At 55.1% G+C, this 16,073-nt stretch carries 14 protein-coding genes; 8 read left to right on the forward strand and 6 right to left on the reverse strand.

Annotated elements, in window-relative coordinates; translation table 11 throughout:
* Positions 1–56: 56 nt before the first annotated feature.
* Positions 57–797 carry a hypothetical protein gene (locus ACFQUU_RS18065; RefSeq protein ID WP_382249486.1) on the forward strand — a complete coding sequence of 247 codons (741 nt, stop codon included), beginning with the start codon at positions 57–59 and terminating at the stop codon, positions 795–797.
* A 54-nt stretch (positions 798–851) separates the two neighbouring features.
* On the opposite strand, the gene ACFQUU_RS18070 is transcribed toward ACFQUU_RS18065, so the two are convergent.
* Positions 852–3,533: an EAL domain-containing protein gene (locus ACFQUU_RS18070; RefSeq protein WP_382249487.1), complete on the reverse strand. Its 2,682-nt coding sequence runs from the start codon at positions 3,531–3,533 to the stop codon at positions 852–854.
* A gap of 452 nt (positions 3,534–3,985) precedes the next feature.
* On the opposite strand from ACFQUU_RS18070, the gene ppnN reads away from it, so the two are divergent.
* Positions 3,986–5,356: a nucleotide 5'-monophosphate nucleosidase PpnN gene (ppnN, locus tag ACFQUU_RS18075; protein WP_382249488.1), complete on the forward strand. Its 1,371-nt coding sequence runs from the start codon at positions 3,986–3,988 to the stop codon at positions 5,354–5,356.
* An 85-nt stretch (positions 5,357–5,441) separates the two neighbouring features.
* Here ppnN and ACFQUU_RS18080 read toward each other — a convergent pair whose 3' ends face one another.
* Together ACFQUU_RS18080 and ACFQUU_RS18085 are read right to left on the reverse strand one after the other, a co-directional pair.
* A complete protein-coding gene (locus tag ACFQUU_RS18080) occupies positions 5,442–7,799 on the reverse strand; it encodes a DUF1631 family protein (RefSeq protein WP_382249490.1) in 2,358 nt (785 codons plus the stop codon).
* Positions 7,800–7,920: 121 nt separating this feature from the next.
* Complete coding sequence (locus tag ACFQUU_RS18085; RefSeq protein WP_382249491.1) at positions 7,921–8,637, reverse strand: pseudouridine synthase; 717 nt, start codon at positions 8,635–8,637, stop codon at positions 7,921–7,923.
* Between the two features lie 140 nt (positions 8,638–8,777).
* Between ACFQUU_RS18085 and ACFQUU_RS18090 the strand changes: the two genes are divergently transcribed.
* Entirely contained in the window at positions 8,778–9,275 is a 498-nt protein-coding gene (locus ACFQUU_RS18090) for a hypothetical protein (protein WP_382249492.1), read from the forward strand.
* A complete protein-coding gene (locus ACFQUU_RS18095; RefSeq protein ID WP_382249494.1) occupies positions 9,272–10,615 on the forward strand; it encodes a GAF domain-containing protein in 1,344 nt (447 codons plus the stop codon). Before ACFQUU_RS18090 ends, ACFQUU_RS18095 begins: the two co-directional genes overlap by 4 nt.
* Positions 10,616–10,885: 270 nt before the next feature.
* On the opposite strand, the gene ACFQUU_RS18100 is transcribed toward ACFQUU_RS18095, so the two are convergent.
* The 3 genes from ACFQUU_RS18100 to ACFQUU_RS18110 form a co-directional block, all read right to left on the reverse strand.
* Positions 10,886–11,191: an NIPSNAP family protein gene (locus ACFQUU_RS18100; protein WP_382249495.1), complete on the reverse strand. Its 306-nt coding sequence runs from the start codon at positions 11,189–11,191 to the stop codon at positions 10,886–10,888.
* 88 nt (positions 11,192–11,279) lie between these two features.
* The gene (locus ACFQUU_RS18105; RefSeq protein ID WP_382249497.1) at positions 11,280–11,714 is read right to left on the reverse strand and encodes a PACE efflux transporter; all 435 of its coding nucleotides are present in this window, start codon (positions 11,712–11,714) and stop codon (positions 11,280–11,282) included.
* Between the two features lie 103 nt (positions 11,715–11,817).
* Positions 11,818–12,165, reverse strand: a complete 348-nt coding sequence (locus tag ACFQUU_RS18110) for a DUF2200 domain-containing protein (RefSeq protein WP_382249498.1) — start codon at positions 12,163–12,165, stop codon at positions 11,818–11,820.
* A gap of 499 nt (positions 12,166–12,664) precedes the next feature.
* On the opposite strand from ACFQUU_RS18110, the gene ACFQUU_RS18115 reads away from it, so the two are divergent.
* The 4 genes from ACFQUU_RS18115 (at position 12,665) to fnr (ending at position 16,061) form a co-directional block, all read left to right on the forward strand.
* On the forward strand, positions 12,665–13,627 hold the full coding sequence (locus tag ACFQUU_RS18115) for a thiamine pyrophosphate-dependent dehydrogenase E1 component subunit alpha (protein ID WP_382249499.1): 963 nt from the start codon (positions 12,665–12,667) through the stop codon (positions 13,625–13,627).
* Positions 13,628–13,637: 10 nt separating this feature from the next.
* A complete protein-coding gene (locus ACFQUU_RS18120; protein WP_382249501.1) occupies positions 13,638–14,648 on the forward strand; it encodes an alpha-ketoacid dehydrogenase subunit beta in 1,011 nt (336 codons plus the stop codon).
* Positions 14,649–14,662: 14 nt separating this feature from the next.
* The gene (locus ACFQUU_RS18125) at positions 14,663–15,088 is read left to right on the forward strand and encodes a hypothetical protein (protein ID WP_382249502.1); all 426 of its coding nucleotides are present in this window, start codon (positions 14,663–14,665) and stop codon (positions 15,086–15,088) included.
* Positions 15,089–15,302: 214 nt separating this feature from the next.
* Positions 15,303–16,061 carry a fumarate/nitrate reduction transcriptional regulator Fnr gene (gene fnr / locus ACFQUU_RS18130; RefSeq protein ID WP_382249504.1) on the forward strand — a complete coding sequence of 253 codons (759 nt, stop codon included), beginning with the start codon at positions 15,303–15,305 and terminating at the stop codon, positions 16,059–16,061.
* Positions 16,062–16,073: the final 12 nt, after the last annotated feature.

Below are 16,073 nucleotides of genomic sequence, written 5' to 3' on the forward strand. Positions count from 1 at the left end.
ATAACGAGAAGAATTAACGGCTTCCCGAACTGCTACTGCCGGTAGTGCCTGAACCCGTGGAGCTTGGCGAACTGGACGAACTAGAGCTCGGCGAACTGGACGAACTAGATCCCGTGGAACTCGGCGAACTGGACGAACTAGATCCCGTGGAACTCGGCGAACTGGACGAACTAGAGTCTGTGGAGCTCGGCGAACTGCCGGACGAACTGGAGCCCGTGCTGCCACTTGAACCGCTGGACGTGTCAGATCCCGTGGTGCCGGTGGTGCCGGTGGTGCCCGAACCCATTGTTGACCCGGAGGAACCCGACGAGCCGCTCGTGCCGGTCGAACCGCTGCTGCCACTGGACGAGGAAGGGTCGGTCGATGAGCTTGAACCGCTGGAGCCCGATCCCATTGAGCCCGAGGAACCCGAAGTGCCGGACGAGTCTGAAGAACCGCTCATGCCACTACCGGAAGAACCGGATGAACCGGAAGATCCGCTGCTGCCGGAAGTGTCCGAGGTGCTGCTCGGCGAACTTGAGCTTCCGCTGGACATAGTGCCCGAACTGCCTGAACCGCTGGAGCCGCTGCTCATGCCGGAACTTGGGCTCGATGACCCGGATGAAGAACCCGAGGATGAAGGTGAAGAACTGGTTTGTGCGACTGCAATACCTGCCGCGGCCATCAGAGATATAACTAGTGCAATTGATTGCTTCTTCATGCTGCCTCCGTACATTGATTGGGGATGGAATCTTCAGCAAATAGCAGAAGGTAAGCAATTAGACCGACGCGACCTCTTCGGTTCTCACAATTTTTGACAGAAGATCATCTATCTTATCTATCGCAAATTTTTCGCTTTTCTCGCAACTTTGTTAATGCATAAACAGTCCATGCCCCTTCTGCAGCAACTGTTTTAATTCATCAATCGGAATAGGGTGGCTGAACAGAAATCCTTGCATTTCATCGCACCCGTTTTCGCGCAAAAAGCTCAGCTGATCGTCATTTGATACGCCTTCGGCGATCACACTCATCCCCAAGCTGTGTCCAAGTGAAATGACTGCGCGGGCAATGATCGCGTCGTTCGGGTCGGCGCCAATGTCACGCACAAAAGACTGATCGATTTTCAGATGGTCAACAGGAAAACGTTGCAGATAACTGAGGCTTGAGTAACCGGTTCCAAAATCGTCAATCGCCAATCGCAGTCCCATATTCTTAAGATCGAGCAACACCCCGATTGCATCTTCGGGATTTTGCATGACAAGGGTTTCGGTCAGTTCAAGCTCAAGCGCCGACGGCGCCAATCCAGAAGAGGATAATGCCCGGCTGACAAGGTCCTTGAGTGTCTTTGGACCGAACTGGCGCGCGGAGATGTTGACGGCAACGCGTAGTGGCGGCAGTCCTGTTCCCGTGAGGGTCTTGATGTGCGCGCACGCAGTGTGCAATACCCACTCGCCGATCGGAACAATAAGTCCAGTCTCTTCGGCAAGCGGGATAAATGATGCAGGACCGATGAGTTGTCCTTGCGGCGATTGCCAGCGCAATAATGCTTCGACACCAACAATCTGTCCTGTTTTCAGGCTGACTTTCGGCTGATAGTAAAGAAGAAATTCATTGCCCGACAGCGCCTGTCGCAACCGGGATTCCAGTGACAATCTTTCCTTCACCCTTTCATTCATCGCGGGCATGTAAGGTTGCCAGTTGTTCCTTCCCTTTTCTTTGGCACGGTACATTGCCGCGTCGGCATTTTTAAGCAAGGTGTCTACATCCTTGCCATCCTTTGGGTAAAAGCTGATACCGATACTGCCGCTGACAAAGAACCTGTGGCCATCAATATCGAAAGGGCGATCAATGGTACGCAGAATGCGATTCATCAGCGTCGCTATCATCTTTTCATCCTTGCATCCATAGATGACAAAGGCAAACTCGTCGCCGCCGTACCGCGCGATCGTATCGTTACCGCGCAGGCAGCTTACCAATCTTTGTGCAACACTCTTGAGCAGTTCGTCGCCTACCGTATGGCCCAAGCTGTCATTAATAAACTTGAAGTTATCCAGGTCGAGAAAGCCTACCGTCAGGCATTCGTTGGCTCTTCCAGCTGCGGCAATATCCTGGCGCAGTCTGTCTTTCAGTACATTGCGATTGACCAGTGTGGTCAGGGTATCGAAGGTTGCTTGCCGCTGCAGCTCCTGCTCATAATATTTAATGGCGCTGATGTCGTTGAGCACGCCCACGAAATGGGTGACGACGCCATCGGCGTCTCGTACCGGGGCAATATGCATTTCATTCCAGAACATCGTGCCATCCTTGCGATAATTGCGCAGCAAGGCGGATACTTCTTCACGCTGGGCAATACCGCGTCGCAATGATGCAATGCCCGCCTGCGCGATATCGTCTCTTTGCAGGAAACGGCAATTGCGCCCCAACAGTTCTTCATTGGTATAACCGGTGATTCGCTCGAACGCGGGATTGGCATACTCGACGTTGCCGTTGAGATCAGTGATGACGATGGCATTGACACTGGCCTGGATCGCGCGATCACGTAGGCGAAGCGCTTCTTCCGCTTTCCGACGTTCGGTGATATCGACACCAAGGCCTGATATGCATTGCTTGCTGGCGATTTCAATCCGGACACCGGTTAAGAAATACGGAATTCTCTCCCCGGACTTCACGGTCATATCGGCCTCGACCGTTGCAGCACCAGTTTTGAGTACCTGCTCGATACGTTCAGCAACCCTCTTCTTGTCTTCCGGAGAGCTGAACAGGTCAAGCGGATGCAGCAGCCGGATTTCTTCCGCGCTATAGCCGGTAATCGTTTCGAGGTTACGGTTCCAGCGAAGATAGTGCCCGTCCTGGTCAAACAAATAAAAAACGCCGGGAAGACTATCGATAATGGCTTGCGACGCTTGTGCTTCGGAGGTGCGCTCGGCGATTTGCCTCTGTAAAATTATGTTGAGTTCCTTAAGGGCTGCGGCTCTTTCCGATACCCGTTTTTCCAGTTCGCCATGCGACAGTCGCAATTCATCTTTGGAACGGCCAAGTTGCTCAAGCGCGTTGCCGAGGGTGCTGAGGCTTCTGCGCAATTCAAGTTGGGCAACAGCCTGGCGCGCCAGAATTTCAAGTGCCCTGCGCTCTTCGCTGGACAGGTCGCGTGCTTCACGAGCAAGTACGGCGAGCGCACCCAGGATGTTCCCGTCGCTCATCATCAACGGCGTTCCCGCGTAAAAACGAACGTAGGGTTCACCGACAACAAGAGGATTCTTTGCAAACCGGGAATCGTCCCATGTATCGCGGATGACGGTGGTTTTGGCCTCGGCGACAGTGAGCAGGCAAAACGCGATTTCCCTGGGAGTCTCCTGCAATTCGATACCGATACGGGATTTGAACCACTGGCGCTTGTCGTCGATCAGAGTGAGCAGTCCCATTGGCGTACCGCAAATGTTTGCGGCAAGCTCGGTGATTTCGTCGAACCGGGCTTCCGCGCCGGTGTCGAGAACATTGCAGCTTCTTAGCGCCTCGAGACGAAGATTCTCGTCGATGTGGCCAGTCCGTTTCATTCGCCCCCCAAACATGGCTCAGCTATAAATGCTACGTATCGTCAACGTGGATGTCCGCCTGCCATTGACTGCGACTGGTATGCGTCGTTCGGCCTATCCATTCATCTATAGCCAATTCACGCCTCCGTATCTGATCGTGGTCACGGCGATACATGGCGGGCCATGGTCAACATCATTTCGACGCAGCCTGACACCGATTGTTCGCACCAAGCATGCCCGGCGTGATCCAACTCAGTGCTTTGTCGTCCGCCGCAATAGGGAGCGGCATTCGATTGCGTCTTCGCTGACATGTTGCGGCCCGTCAATGGATGCGCTGGCTACGGAAAAAGGACAAGCTTCCTTACGGCAGCACCGGTATACTGAAACCTTGCCGTCTACGCTTAAGCTAAGACATGGCGGCACATCAACGCCTTACTTTAGTCAAGAACAGTTCATACAAATCAAATCAAAATATGGATCATCACGTCGTCGACACATTGATTTCTCCTGAAGGCCGTCTGGAAATCCTGTCCAAGGCAGAGGTAGCGCGACTGCTCGATAACAGCCAGGGCGGTTTGTACAACACCTTCCGCAACTGTTCGCTGGCTGTGCTTAATTGCGGAAACGCGCTGGATGATGGCAAGGAATTGCTTGAGCGGTACAAATCCTTTGACATCTCTATCCTTCAGCGCGAGCGCGGCATCAAGCTCGACATCAAAGGCGCGCCCGCGAACGCCTTTGTGGACGGCAAGATGATCAAGGGTATTCATGAGCATCTGTTTGCCGTACTTCGCGACGTGATCTTTGTCAATGACGAGATCATCGACAATCCCACCTTTGACTTGGGTTCGTCGGAAGGGGTAACCGATGCGGTGTTTCACATCCTGCGCAATGCGGAAGTATTGCGACCATTGACGAATCCAAACCTGGTTGTCTGCTGGGGTGGACATTCGATATCACGTGAAGAGTATGACTACACAAAGAAAGTAGGCTACGAGCTAGGCCTGCGATCGCTCGACATCTGTACCGGTTGCGGGCCTGGGGCGATGAAAGGGCCAATGAAAGGCGCGACGATCGCCCACTCCAAGCAGCGCATCAACAACGGCCGCTATCTCGGCCTGACCGAGCCCGGCATCATTGCCGCCGAATCGCCCAATCCAATCGTGAATGATCTTGTCATCCTTCCCGATATCGAAAAACGTCTGGAAGCATTCGTTCGCACCGGCCACGGGATCGTGGTATTTCCTGGCGGAGCGGGCACGGCGGAAGAGATCCTGTATATCCTCGGCATCCTGCTGCATCCTGAAAACGAGGAACAACCTTTCCCCCTCGTCTTTACCGGTCCCGAAGCCGCGCGTGAATATTTCATCCAGATCGACCAGTTCATTGGTCTGACCTTGGGACCGCAGGCACAGCGGCGCTACAAGATCATCATAGATGACCCGGCGCAGGTTGCACAGGAAATGCAGGCCGGACTCAAGCTTGTTCGAGAATTCAGGAAAGCGCGCAGTGACGCCTATTACTTTAACTGGCTGCTGAAGATCGATCAGGAATTTCAGAAGCCCTTCGTCCCGACGCATCAAAATATGCGCAACCTTCATCTACACAAGGATCAGGAAACTCATCTGCTGGCCGCCAACCTGCGGCGCGCGTTCTCCGGGGTTGTGGCAGGCAACGTGAAAGACCAGGGCATTCGCGCCATTGAAGAGCATGGCGTGTTCGAGATCCATGGCGACACGAGCATCATGGGCCCGATGGATGCATTGCTGGCATCGTTTGTTGCCCAACATCGGATGAAGCTGCCCGGCACGAAATACCATCCTTGCTATCGGATCGTGAAGTAAATCCTACTAAAGCATGGGCAAACGTTGGAGCAAGGGCGCCTCGCATGCGCCCTTGCTCCAACGTGATCGGAACGACAGCGTGGCTTCAGACCGACATATCTTGCAGTTTGCCGGCCCCGAACAATAGTGATTCAACGGCTCTCTCGAATACCGGCGCATACTCCAGCGGCAAGACCGTTTCGTCGCGTAAGGCTTCCAGCAAGGAAGAGTAGCTAAATAGGATCAGGCATGCATCGTTTTCCTGCTTGAATAGATACAACGAACGGTGGGTACTGATCCATACCAGTTGGCCCGGTGTACCGCCACTAGTCTCAACTTCAGCACTACCGCGTTCCTGCATGAACTGCACACGCGTACCGAGCAAATAGGTCTGCGTCAGAAATTCGCGGTCGGCCGGTGACGTGCCGGCTGTACCCATTCCCAGGTTTTGCTGAGCGACGACGCCTCGTTTGGCGAAGACATGCTCGATTAACGAAGCACGCACCTGCGGTGGATCGCCAAGACCCCATGAGACACGCTCCCATGACACGACAAGGCGGGCAAACTGTTGTTGAAGCTCCTCCAGCCCGACGAGATCCGCATCCCTGGTTTTCAGGATACCTCGCAGTACCTGTGTATGCATCTCCATCAGGATATCGAGGATTTCCTTGGCCTCCTCCTCGGGCAACTGGATCAGCATAAGCGCGTCACGGAAACGCTTGACCATGCCAGGCAGAATCCGCATCAGCGCGGAGCGGTCCGCCGGCGTCCGCTTGTCCTGAATGCTCCATAACAATTCCGGCAACAGGCCTCGATATTGCTGGACAAGGCAATCCGGCGCGGTAGACTGGCGTCCTTCTTCCACGTCCCTCCATGCCGCATGCACCAGCACATGCGGCCAGATACGGATAAGAAAATCGGATATCCGCTTATCGACGTTCAGCGGCAACAACACTTCGCACAAGGTGTCCATGGTGTTGTTGAGCAGAATACTGAACTTCTCGGCGGCTTCGACCGCCTCGATTGCCTGCACGGTACGGCTGTCATCCTGACGGACAAAATCGACCAGGAAACGTTCGAACTGAAGCAGGCTGTCGGAGAAGATCGATACATCGGCGTCGAATTCTTGCAGGATCCGGCTAACGACACGATCGATTTCACCGATCAGTTGCTTTCCATCTGCGGAAGCGGGATCGACATTCACCGACGCGGAACTCATACGATTGAGCAGCAGGCGCGCGGGATGCGCATCGTCATGCATGAGGTCCGGTTCGATTACGGCTGCTTTGAGGATCGGAATCTGCAACCGCCCGATGTGTTGACGCAACTCGGCCGGAATCTGTTCATCGTCCAGGATGATTTCAAACAGCATCGCCACGATATCCACGGTCATCCGTTCCATCATGGACGCCTTCTGCATGTCCATGCGCTCGCGCACTACAGCAAGCTGGTTCTGCGTTCGGGCCGCAGCAGGATCGACCGGTTGGCCTTGAGAGGCAAGGCGTTGATATGCATTGAGCTGACTGACCAGCGGATTGACCACCGCCGATTCCTTGTGCGCTCTGGCCGCATCGCTGCCGGGCAACTGAAAGGAACGGGCTGGCGTGAACATCTTGCGAATGAAGTCTTGCACAGATAAGTCAGCGTTCGACGACAGTGAGGCCTCACCGGATGGCGACGGAGCACCCGTCATCGCTCCGGCAGGGATCCCTTGCAAAGCCTCAAACATCCGTTGCAGGCCGGGCATCAACCGCGCCGTGACTTGCATGGAATTGTCGCCGGGTTCGCCGAAATAGCGCTGTGTATGCGCAGAGCGGGAGCGCTGCATGACAAATTTGCCGTGGACACCGGAGGACTCGAACACGTCCCGAATCGATTGGTAATAACCGGGTAAATGCGGAATCAGGGCATTCGCGATATGGTCGAACAGAACGCGGGAATTCGCCTCGTCGGTCGCTGTTTGCTTGATGGCGTCGTATAAAGCGCGGGCTAGCAGGTAGGGGCGAAATGGATTTTCGCGCTCCTTGGCTTCACGCTGACCATGGATCTGGGCCACGATGACGTTAAGACGGCCAATGCTTTCTTCGTTGGCTTCGCGCATGCGTTCCGCCAGACGCCCTACCTCAATCTGGTGGTTGACCACCTCATCGTCGATCAGGGACAGTTCGTCGGCACTGAGTTTGCGCATGCCGGGACGCAGGTCGACAAACATCGTCTGCATGGCACGATCAAGATTCGTGCGAAACATGGTGTCGATACGGCGCAGGAATACATTGCCGTCCTGGCGGATGAAATGACGCACACCAGTCAGGGCAGATTGATCCAGTCCGGACTTGGCCTTGACCAGCAATTCAACCAGATTTTTATCGGCGTCCTGCAGCGCGCGCTGGACCACGGCCAGAAAGCCAAATTGCGCACGATCCTGCGCAGCCTGAAGAAGACGCTTGTATTCAGTTTCCGCCATACCGCTGTTTCCGGGGAATGCAATGAGCTATATCTTATTCGTAATTTCCATTCAGTAGCATCTTGATTTCAGGAAACAATTGCGATTTATTGACAATCGTCACCGTTGTTGCTGAATGGCACTATTCCGGTGCCAGCAAAGAGAGCTGTTCCGCATCAAGAAAACACCATTCGCCTTCTTCAAGCTCAAGACTTTCCAGGCTCAGCTTTCCAATCATGGTCCGGCATAATTCCTCGCAGTGATTACCGGCAGCGGCAAGCATGCGCTTGACCTGGTGATACTTTCCCTGCTCCAGAACAATTTCAATCCGGTGCTCATCGAGCTTGCGGCAAGACTGCGCGGCAAGCGGCGCGGGTTCGTCATGCAGTTGCACACCGGAGAGCAATTGCGCGACCAAAGCATCCGTAACCGGAGCGTGTGTCGTTGCAACATACAGCTTAGGCACATGCCTGCGGGGCGACGACTGCGCGTGGATAAATGCGCCGTCGTCCGACATGAGCAGCATTCCGGTGGTGTCATGGTCGAGCCGGCCGACAGGCTGCACATCACGCCAGGTAAATTGCTCGGGCAGCAGGGTTAACACGCCGGGATGGTGGCTGGGCTTGCGCGAACACTCGAAATTCGCCGGCTTGTTCAGCGCGATATAGACGTGCTCCCGGTATTCCCAATCTTCATCGAAAATGGTAAATGACAAGCCGTCCGTCTCGAAAACGGTCCGGTAATCCTTTATTACTTCACCTCCGATGGACACTTCCCCGTCGGCGATCAGTTCGCGGCACCATTTGCGGGTGCCGAATCCCTGCGATTGCAGGATACGGTCTAGGCTCAATTTGCTCATGGGCGGAACTGTACCAGAAGGTGCGATTCGTGGCCGATACCCCGCTCCAAACAGGTGACTGCAGGGCTGTTCGCCGGTATGATGATGTTCACCAAAGCAGTGAAAAAACCTATTTTCCATGCTTTTTCCAGCCAGCTTCCATGACTTATGAGCGTGAACCCCTGGTCGATGTCCGCCATGCAGCTTTCCTGCAAGGCGGAGTATCCATTTGCATCGGTGCCTGCGACCGCGACCTGATGCCGACGCTGGTCCGCGCAACCGGGTGCCGGATTGCACCGGATCGTCGCAAAGTCACCGTTTTCCTGTCCGCAACGCAAGGCGCCCTGGTATTGAGGGCCATTCGTGATAACGGCATGGTAACGGTCGTCTTCAGTGAGCCATCCACCCATAAAACCGTTCAGCTGAAAGGCCGTGACGCCGAGATCGGTGGCTTGCAGGCTGGCGATATCCACATCGTCGAGCGTTACCGCGGCGCCTTTTCACGTGAACTGGAACCCCTGGGATTTGAGGAAATCCTGATCCGGACCCTGCTGAGCTGTCCACCGGCCGACTTGGTGAGCCTGAGTTTTACACCCTGCGAGGCGTATTCGCAGACCCCCGGCCCCAAAGCCGGCGAACCCTTACAGGCCACGGCATGACACTCAAGGTTGACGCCATACGCGAATGCCTGGAAGGCGTCATTCCAGGCACGATGGCAACCGCGTCGCTGGACGGCATGCCAAATGTCGCTTATCTGTCGCAGGTCCAGTTCGTCGACAGTGATCATGTCGCCCTGTCCTACCAGTTTTTCAACAAGACCCGCCAGAACATCATGGCCAATCCGCGGGCAACCCTGATCGTTACCAATCCCGTGACGGTTCGGCAGTACCGCCTGTCGCTAGAATACCTGCGTACTGAGACCTCGGGACCGCTATTCGAAAGCATGAAAGCCAAGCTCGCCGGCATCGCGTCGCATACCGGCATGAGCGGCATCTTCCGCCTGCTTGGGGCCGATATCTATCGCGTTCATCAGATTCAGCCGGTTCCGGGAGAATCGCTTCCAGCTCCGGCACCGCAACGAAGTTTGCTGTCGGCACTTCGCAATTGCACTGAACGGCTCGCCGCGTGCGCCGACCTGGAGAAACTGTTCGCCGAAACCCTGGTGTGCCTTGACAGGCAATTCGGCATTGGCTACACCATGATCATGATGCTCGACAAGGCAACCGGGCGGCTCTATACGGTAGCCAGCCATGGCTACGAGGCATCAGGTATCGGTTCGGAAATCCCGCTGGGCGAAGGTGTGATCGGCGTAGCCGCGCGTGAGCGCACACCGATCCGTATCGGGCACATGAATGCCGAATACGCCTACAGTCGGGCGGTACGCGAAAGCGCAGCCCACAGCGACTGGGCATCTGCACTGGAAACCGAAATCCCTCTTCCCGGGCTGTGCGCGCCGCGCAGTCAGCTGGCCGTACCCATCATGGCGGGCCAGCGCCTGCTCGGCGTACTGTACGTCGAAAGCCCACAGGACCTGCGCTTTACCTATGACGATGAAGATGCCCTCGTCAACCTGGCACATCAACTCGGCTTGTCGATGCATCTGTTGCAGATGGCCGCCGATACCGTGGAAGAAGCACCCGCGGTGACACCGACTTCGTCCCAACCACGGGGTGCGCCGCTGGGTATCCGTCGTTTCGCTGAAAACGATTCCATCTTTCTTGGCGACGATTACCTGATCAAGGGTGTGGCGGGCTCGATTTTCTGGACCTTGCTACGCGACTACGCCGACAAGGGGCGCACTGAATTTACCAACCGGGAACTGCGCGTCGATGGCCGGATACGCCTGCCTGATGTCAGCGACAATCTTGAAGCGCGCCTGCTGTTGCTCGGCAAACGGTTAGTGGAACGCGAAGCAGCTGTGCGGATTGAAAAGACCGGGCGCGGACGCTTCAGGTTACGCGTGGATAGGCCGATCCGTTTGCTGGAAGAGTACGCGTAAGCAGATTTCCATCGCATCAGTGCTTATCGCCAGAGTGGCCATTCGACTCCGCCGCCAAGCAAGTACACACCAAAGGCAAGCCTTGAGAGACCAAAGCCCCCCTTTCAAGAGTCTTGCCGTTCTTATTCGACAGCGGACTCAGGTAAAGCGGCTCAGAAGCGGCTCAGTCATGATCTATGCCCCCCTATTAACCGGCGAGCACAACGGCAGTCAACCGTTGCACCGCCAGGCTTACCGCGTCCAGTTGAAAAGAAGGTCATGCCATTCTTTTCATTCGAAGACCGGCCTGAAAAAACTTCTTTCGTAACTCAAAATGCATTTGGTTTCTTCTGCATACTTGAAAGCCGCCAGGCATTCCTTATCCGCAAGCGACTTGGTTCGATACTGTTCGTATGCTGCAAGGCTCGGGAAAGTGAACAACGCCAAGGCAATATTGTTTGCTCCCTCTGAAGGCAAGAAATAGCCGTGGTGTTTTCCACCAAACTTTTCTACCAACGGAATCCATAGTTTTCCGTAGTGTTCGAATTCCTTTATTTTGGAGGGATCTACTACATAGCGTAAATAACAGGTGACCATTTCATTTCCTCAGTTTGATAGACAGGTATAACGTTTGACATAAGCGGCTCGGCCCGGCTTGCTAAACCAAGTCTTGTCGACGAACGGATTAAGCCTCATCGCGCCTCACCGCGGACTCTGGAAGGCCAAACACGCGATCGAAAGCCCATGTGAATGCAATGGCATAGACGAAGAAAAATACCAGGAGTCCGAGGTTCGCCAGAAATGCATTCAGGGGTGAAATATCGAGCCCGATGGCCATGACCGGAACCAGTAAGACAACAAGGCCACCTTCGAAGCCAATGCCATGGGCTAAGCGTCGCAAGAATGAACGACCTCGCACAGACTGCCGTGACTCCCAGCGCTCAAAAATGGCATTGAATACATAGTTCCATGCCAGTGCAATGCTCGATAAAACAATAGCCAAACCTAGGGTTGAGGTAGGTGGTTTGTCGAAGGCGACGCTCAGTATTGGACCAACAAAGGCAATCGCGAAGACTTCATACAGGATGGCTTGAAGTACACGTCGGGTTTTAGGGTTCATGACAAAATCGTGGTGGTAGCGCTTGACCTAAATAAAGTCTAGCGTCTGAATTAAGTCGACCCGCAAAGCGGGTTTGGCTTGAATGAATTGTTAGTCCTGATTGTCACCGCAAAATCTTCTCCATTGCTTTTCCTTTTGCGAGCTCATCAATCAGCTTGTCGAGATATCTAATTTTTTGCATCAGCGGATCCTCTACATCCTCTACACGAACACCGCACACTACGCCTTTGATAAGTGACACATTTGGATGAATGGCTGGCGCTTGTACAAAAAATGTCTCGAAATCACTTTGCTGTTCAATCTGCGCTTCAAATTCCAACTGTGTATAGCCGGTCAACCAGCAAATAATCTGGTCAACTTCTTCTCTCGTGCGATTTTTAAGTTCCGCTTTTCGAACATATAGCGGATACACTTTAGCGAATGCTGTAGTGAAAATGCGGTGCTTAGGCATTACCATTCCTCCGATGCATTCCTCAATGCGCTAACTATGTACTTATACGGACACCGAAGGTCCGGTATGCACAGATATTTTCTGCGTCCAGAATATTGTTTTGAATTGCGATGTACAAAATATCCGTAATTATACGGACCGGCTTACATGCATAGTATGGCCATTTCAGAATGACTGCTTTTTCGCTTTACCGAGTTCAGAAATCACCGCTTTTCACTTACCCTGTACAGTTTTTACTTTCTGTAGGATTCGTCACCGAGAAGGATACCCGGCTTACTCACTTACTTACGACCGCAAGCAACAGAAAGAACACCCACGGATTTTCCCTGTATTAATGGCTTTAAATGCCTCCAAGCTATAAATGGGCCGCGGAATCTTAAAACTTCATTCAATAAACCTTAAAAATATCTTAAGCCCCTGCCGGCATGATCTTCTGAGCCCCGCTCCGCAGTAGACTTCGTCCTCATTCCGAATGTCGGATAAACACGGAAGGACAAACATGAGCAAGATCACCAAGGACGGCGGCCCCGTATCCATGCTGGAATGCATGATGCTTATCCGGGCCTATGAAGACAAAGTCAATGTCATGCAGGCGGCTGGCGGCGGCGCGGGCACATGCACCTCGGTCGGACAGGAAGCGTCGGCAGTCGGCGTCGTGCGCGCACTGGGCGAAGACGATCGTATCCTGACCAACCATCGTAGTGCCGGCCACTTGCTGGCACGCGGTGCGGATGCCGGGCGCATGCTGGCCGAAGTGATGGGACGCAGCACCGGCTATTGCAAGGGCAAGAGCGGTTCGCTGCATATCTCGGCGAAGGAACTCGGCGTGCTGCTCACATCGACCATCGTCGGCGGCGAGCTGTCACTGGCAACCGGTGTCGCACTGTCGAAAGTCATGTTGAAGGAAAGCGGCGTCGTGGCTTGCTTCTTTGGCGATGGCGCGGCCTGCGAAGGCATCTTTCATGAGTCACTGAACCTGGCGACGGTATGGAACCTGCCCATTCTTTATGTCTGTGAAAACAATCAGTGGCAAGCCTACGTTCATCGCACGGAAACCATGGTCGGCGATCATGTGAGCGAGTGGGCCAAGGCTTATGGCATGGAGAGCCGCACCGTCGACGGCAATGACGTCGAAGCGGTGTACCAGGCGACGCAGGAAGCGATTACACGCATTCATCAAACGGGCAAGCCCTTCCTGCTTGAAACCTATACCTACCGCTTGCGCGGTCACTTCGAGCCGGATGATCAGGCCTATGTCGATCCAGCGGAAATTGCGCACTGGCGCACCAGGGATCCCATCACCCAACTGCAGCAGCGCCTGCTGGCACGCGGCGAAATCGGCACAGCCGGCATTGCGCAGATCGAAGCACGCGTTGCAGCGGCGATAGAGCAAGCCGCGGCATTTGCACAAAATTCGCCATTTCCGGATGCGTCAGAACTGACGACCGATGTTTACGCGTAAGGAGTAAGAGATGCCCCAGATTACTGTCAATGAAGCCATCGGTCAGGCGCTGGCCGAAGAAATGCGGCGCGACCCGCGCGTACTCATGTTCGGCGAAGGAGTCGCCACCAAGCGCCGGGACCTGGTCGATGAATTCGGCAAGCTGCGCGTGCGTAATACGCCACTCGCCGAAGGCATCATCGCCGGCACCGCGGCTGGTGCTGCGGCGACCGGCCTGCGCCCCGTGGTTGACCTGCTGTTCGCGCCCTTTCTCTGCTTTGCGATGGATGAGATCGTCAACAGCGCAGGCAAACTGCGTTATATGTCGGGCGGCCAGTTCGCGTTTCCGATGGTCGTGATCGCAATGACCGGCTGCGGCTGGACCGTCGGTGCGCAGCACAACCACAACCTGGAAGCATGGTTTGTGCACAGCCCGGGGCTGAAGGTCGTCATGCCGTCGAACGCAGCCGACTTCAAGGGCCTGCTCAAGTCAGCCATTCGGGACGATAATCCGGTTCTCTTCTTTGTCGACATGGCACTCGGCTATGCGTCCGGCGAAGTGATCGAAGGCGAACAGCTGGTCCCGCTGGGCAAGGCTGCGGTGGCACGCGAGGGAAACGACGTGACCATCATTTCCTACGCAAAGATGGTCAATACCTGCCTGCAGGCTGCCGAACAACTTGCGGCGCAAGGCGTGTCCGCCGAGGTCATCGACCTCCGTTCGCTCAAGCCGCTGGATGAGGACGCCATCCTGCGTTCGGCCCGCAAGACCGGACGTGTGCTGATCGTGCATGAAGCCAGCCGCATGTGCGGTGTCGGCGCGGAAATCAGCGCCATCATTACCGAACATGCCTTCGACGCATTAAAGGCTCCGGTGCTTCGCCTGACCGGACCGGATACGCCCGCGCCGTCCAGCTACATGCTTGAGCAGGCATTTATGCCGCAACAGGACGCCGTCATTGCCAGCGTATCGAAGCTCATGGGAAAAATCGCCCTGCGTTCCATCCAGCTTGAAGCCGAAGCCCTTACCCCCACCACCTGATACGAGAGACCATCATGCAAACCACTTCCGCTGCTTCTTCTGTTACCCCGTCGACGACATCGTTTTCGCCGGTCGGTGTCATCTGGCTCAAACTTGCCGTGATCTACCTGATCATTGGTGTCGGAATGGGCATCATGATGGGCGCAAGCGAAGACTTCACCATGCGTCCGGTGCACGCCCATGTCAACCTGCTTGGCTGGGCCACGATGGCATTGGCGGGCCTGATCTACAGCGTATTTCCAAGCGCGGGATTGAGCAAGCTGGCGCGGGTGCATTTCTGGCTGGCGAACGTGTCCTTGCCGGTCATGGCCGTATCGCTTGCCCTCGTGGTCACCGGCAGCCGGTCGGTGATTCCGGTGCTTGCCATTTCGGAAATACTTGCTGCTGCGGGAATCATTGCGTTTGCAGCCAATATCTTTCTGAATCTGAAGGGACGCTGAAGGAACGATAAGCTGGGGCGGCTACCTGTTCCCGCATTCGGGAATCGCCCCAGGTCGCGCAGGCCGAGGATGAAATCATCTACATAAGGCAATTCACGAAGCCACAAGCGGGTTTGCGGCAAATATCAGCTTGGAAAACAGGGTGGCAGCCCTAGATGGCACAGCGCTTGCATTAGGGGTTGCAACTGCTAATCAGGACTATAGGTCTGCCACCATGAACATCGCCATCGCCCAAGCACCTTCGACAACATCCAGCCGCGCCGCCATCAGCACCCGCTGCTCGGCTTGCAGCATGCATCAGATCTGCCTGCCCACCGGCCTCAAGGAAGATGACATGGACAAGCTGGACCAGATCATCGGCCGTCGCCGCAAGGTGGCGCGCGATACGCATTTGTATCGCGTAGGCGATTCCTTCACTAACCTGTACGCAATCCGCCTGGGCCATTTCAAGACCCATCAGGTCAATCCCAGCGGCGATCAGCAGGTGACTGGCTTCCAGATGGCCGGCGAACTGCTCGGCATGGATGCAATCAGTACCGACCGCCATCATTGCGACGCGATCGCGCTGGAAGACAGCGAAGTCTGCGAGATCCCGTTCTCGCGCCTGGAAAGCCTGTTTGGTGACATGCCCGTCCTGCTGCGCCACTTCCATCGCATGATGAGTCAGGAAATCACACGTGAACAAAGTGTCATGCTCCTGCTGGGCAACATGCGTGCGGAACAGCGTTTTGCCGCCTTCCTCACTAATCTTTCATCCCGTTACTCGGTGCGTGGTTATTCGTCCACCGACTTCCAGTTGCGCATGACGCGTGAAGAGATCGGCAATTACCTTGGCCTGACCATCGAAAGCATCAGCCGCCTCTTGTCAAAATTCAAGAAACGCGGCTGGATCAAGGTCAGCAATCGCAAAGTGGAACTGGTTGATCCCGCCACGCTGAAGGAAGTTGCCGCTGGTACCAAAACCTGCGCCTGAGCGGCTCCTGCT

Source organism: Herbaspirillum sp. GCM10030257 (assembly GCF_042666555.1).
Classification (GTDB): Bacteria; Pseudomonadota; Gammaproteobacteria; order Burkholderiales; family Burkholderiaceae_D; genus Noviherbaspirillum.

Excerpts from the sequence above, each read along its gene's own strand:
- ppnN (WP_382249488.1), top strand. The coding sequence starts at position 3,986 with ATGGATCATCACGTCGTCGACACATTGATTTCTCCTGAAGGCCGTCTG.
- ACFQUU_RS18115 (WP_382249499.1), top strand. The coding sequence starts at position 12,665 with ATGAGCAAGATCACCAAGGACGGCGGCCCCGTATCCATGCTGGAATGC.
- ACFQUU_RS18095 (WP_382249494.1), top strand. The coding sequence starts at position 9,272 with ATGACACTCAAGGTTGACGCCATACGCGAATGCCTGGAAGGCGTCATT.
- ACFQUU_RS18080 (WP_382249490.1), bottom strand. The coding sequence starts at position 7,799 with ATGGCGGAAACTGAATACAAGCGTCTTCTTCAGGCTGCGCAGGATCGT.
- ACFQUU_RS18110 (WP_382249498.1), bottom strand. The coding sequence starts at position 12,165 with ATGCCTAAGCACCGCATTTTCACTACAGCATTCGCTAAAGTGTATCCG.
- ACFQUU_RS18105 (WP_382249497.1), bottom strand. The coding sequence starts at position 11,714 with ATGAACCCTAAAACCCGACGTGTACTTCAAGCCATCCTGTATGAAGTC.
- ACFQUU_RS18090 (WP_382249492.1), top strand. The coding sequence starts at position 8,778 with ATGACTTATGAGCGTGAACCCCTGGTCGATGTCCGCCATGCAGCTTTC.
- ACFQUU_RS18100 (WP_382249495.1), bottom strand. The coding sequence starts at position 11,191 with ATGGTCACCTGTTATTTACGCTATGTAGTAGATCCCTCCAAAATAAAG.
- ACFQUU_RS18070 (WP_382249487.1), bottom strand. The coding sequence starts at position 3,533 with ATGAAACGGACTGGCCACATCGACGAGAATCTTCGTCTCGAGGCGCTA.
- fnr (WP_382249504.1), top strand. The coding sequence starts at position 15,303 with ATGAACATCGCCATCGCCCAAGCACCTTCGACAACATCCAGCCGCGCC.
- ACFQUU_RS18120 (WP_382249501.1), top strand. The coding sequence starts at position 13,638 with ATGCCCCAGATTACTGTCAATGAAGCCATCGGTCAGGCGCTGGCCGAA.
- ACFQUU_RS18085 (WP_382249491.1), bottom strand. The coding sequence starts at position 8,637 with ATGAGCAAATTGAGCCTAGACCGTATCCTGCAATCGCAGGGATTCGGC.
- ACFQUU_RS18125 (WP_382249502.1), top strand. The coding sequence starts at position 14,663 with ATGCAAACCACTTCCGCTGCTTCTTCTGTTACCCCGTCGACGACATCG.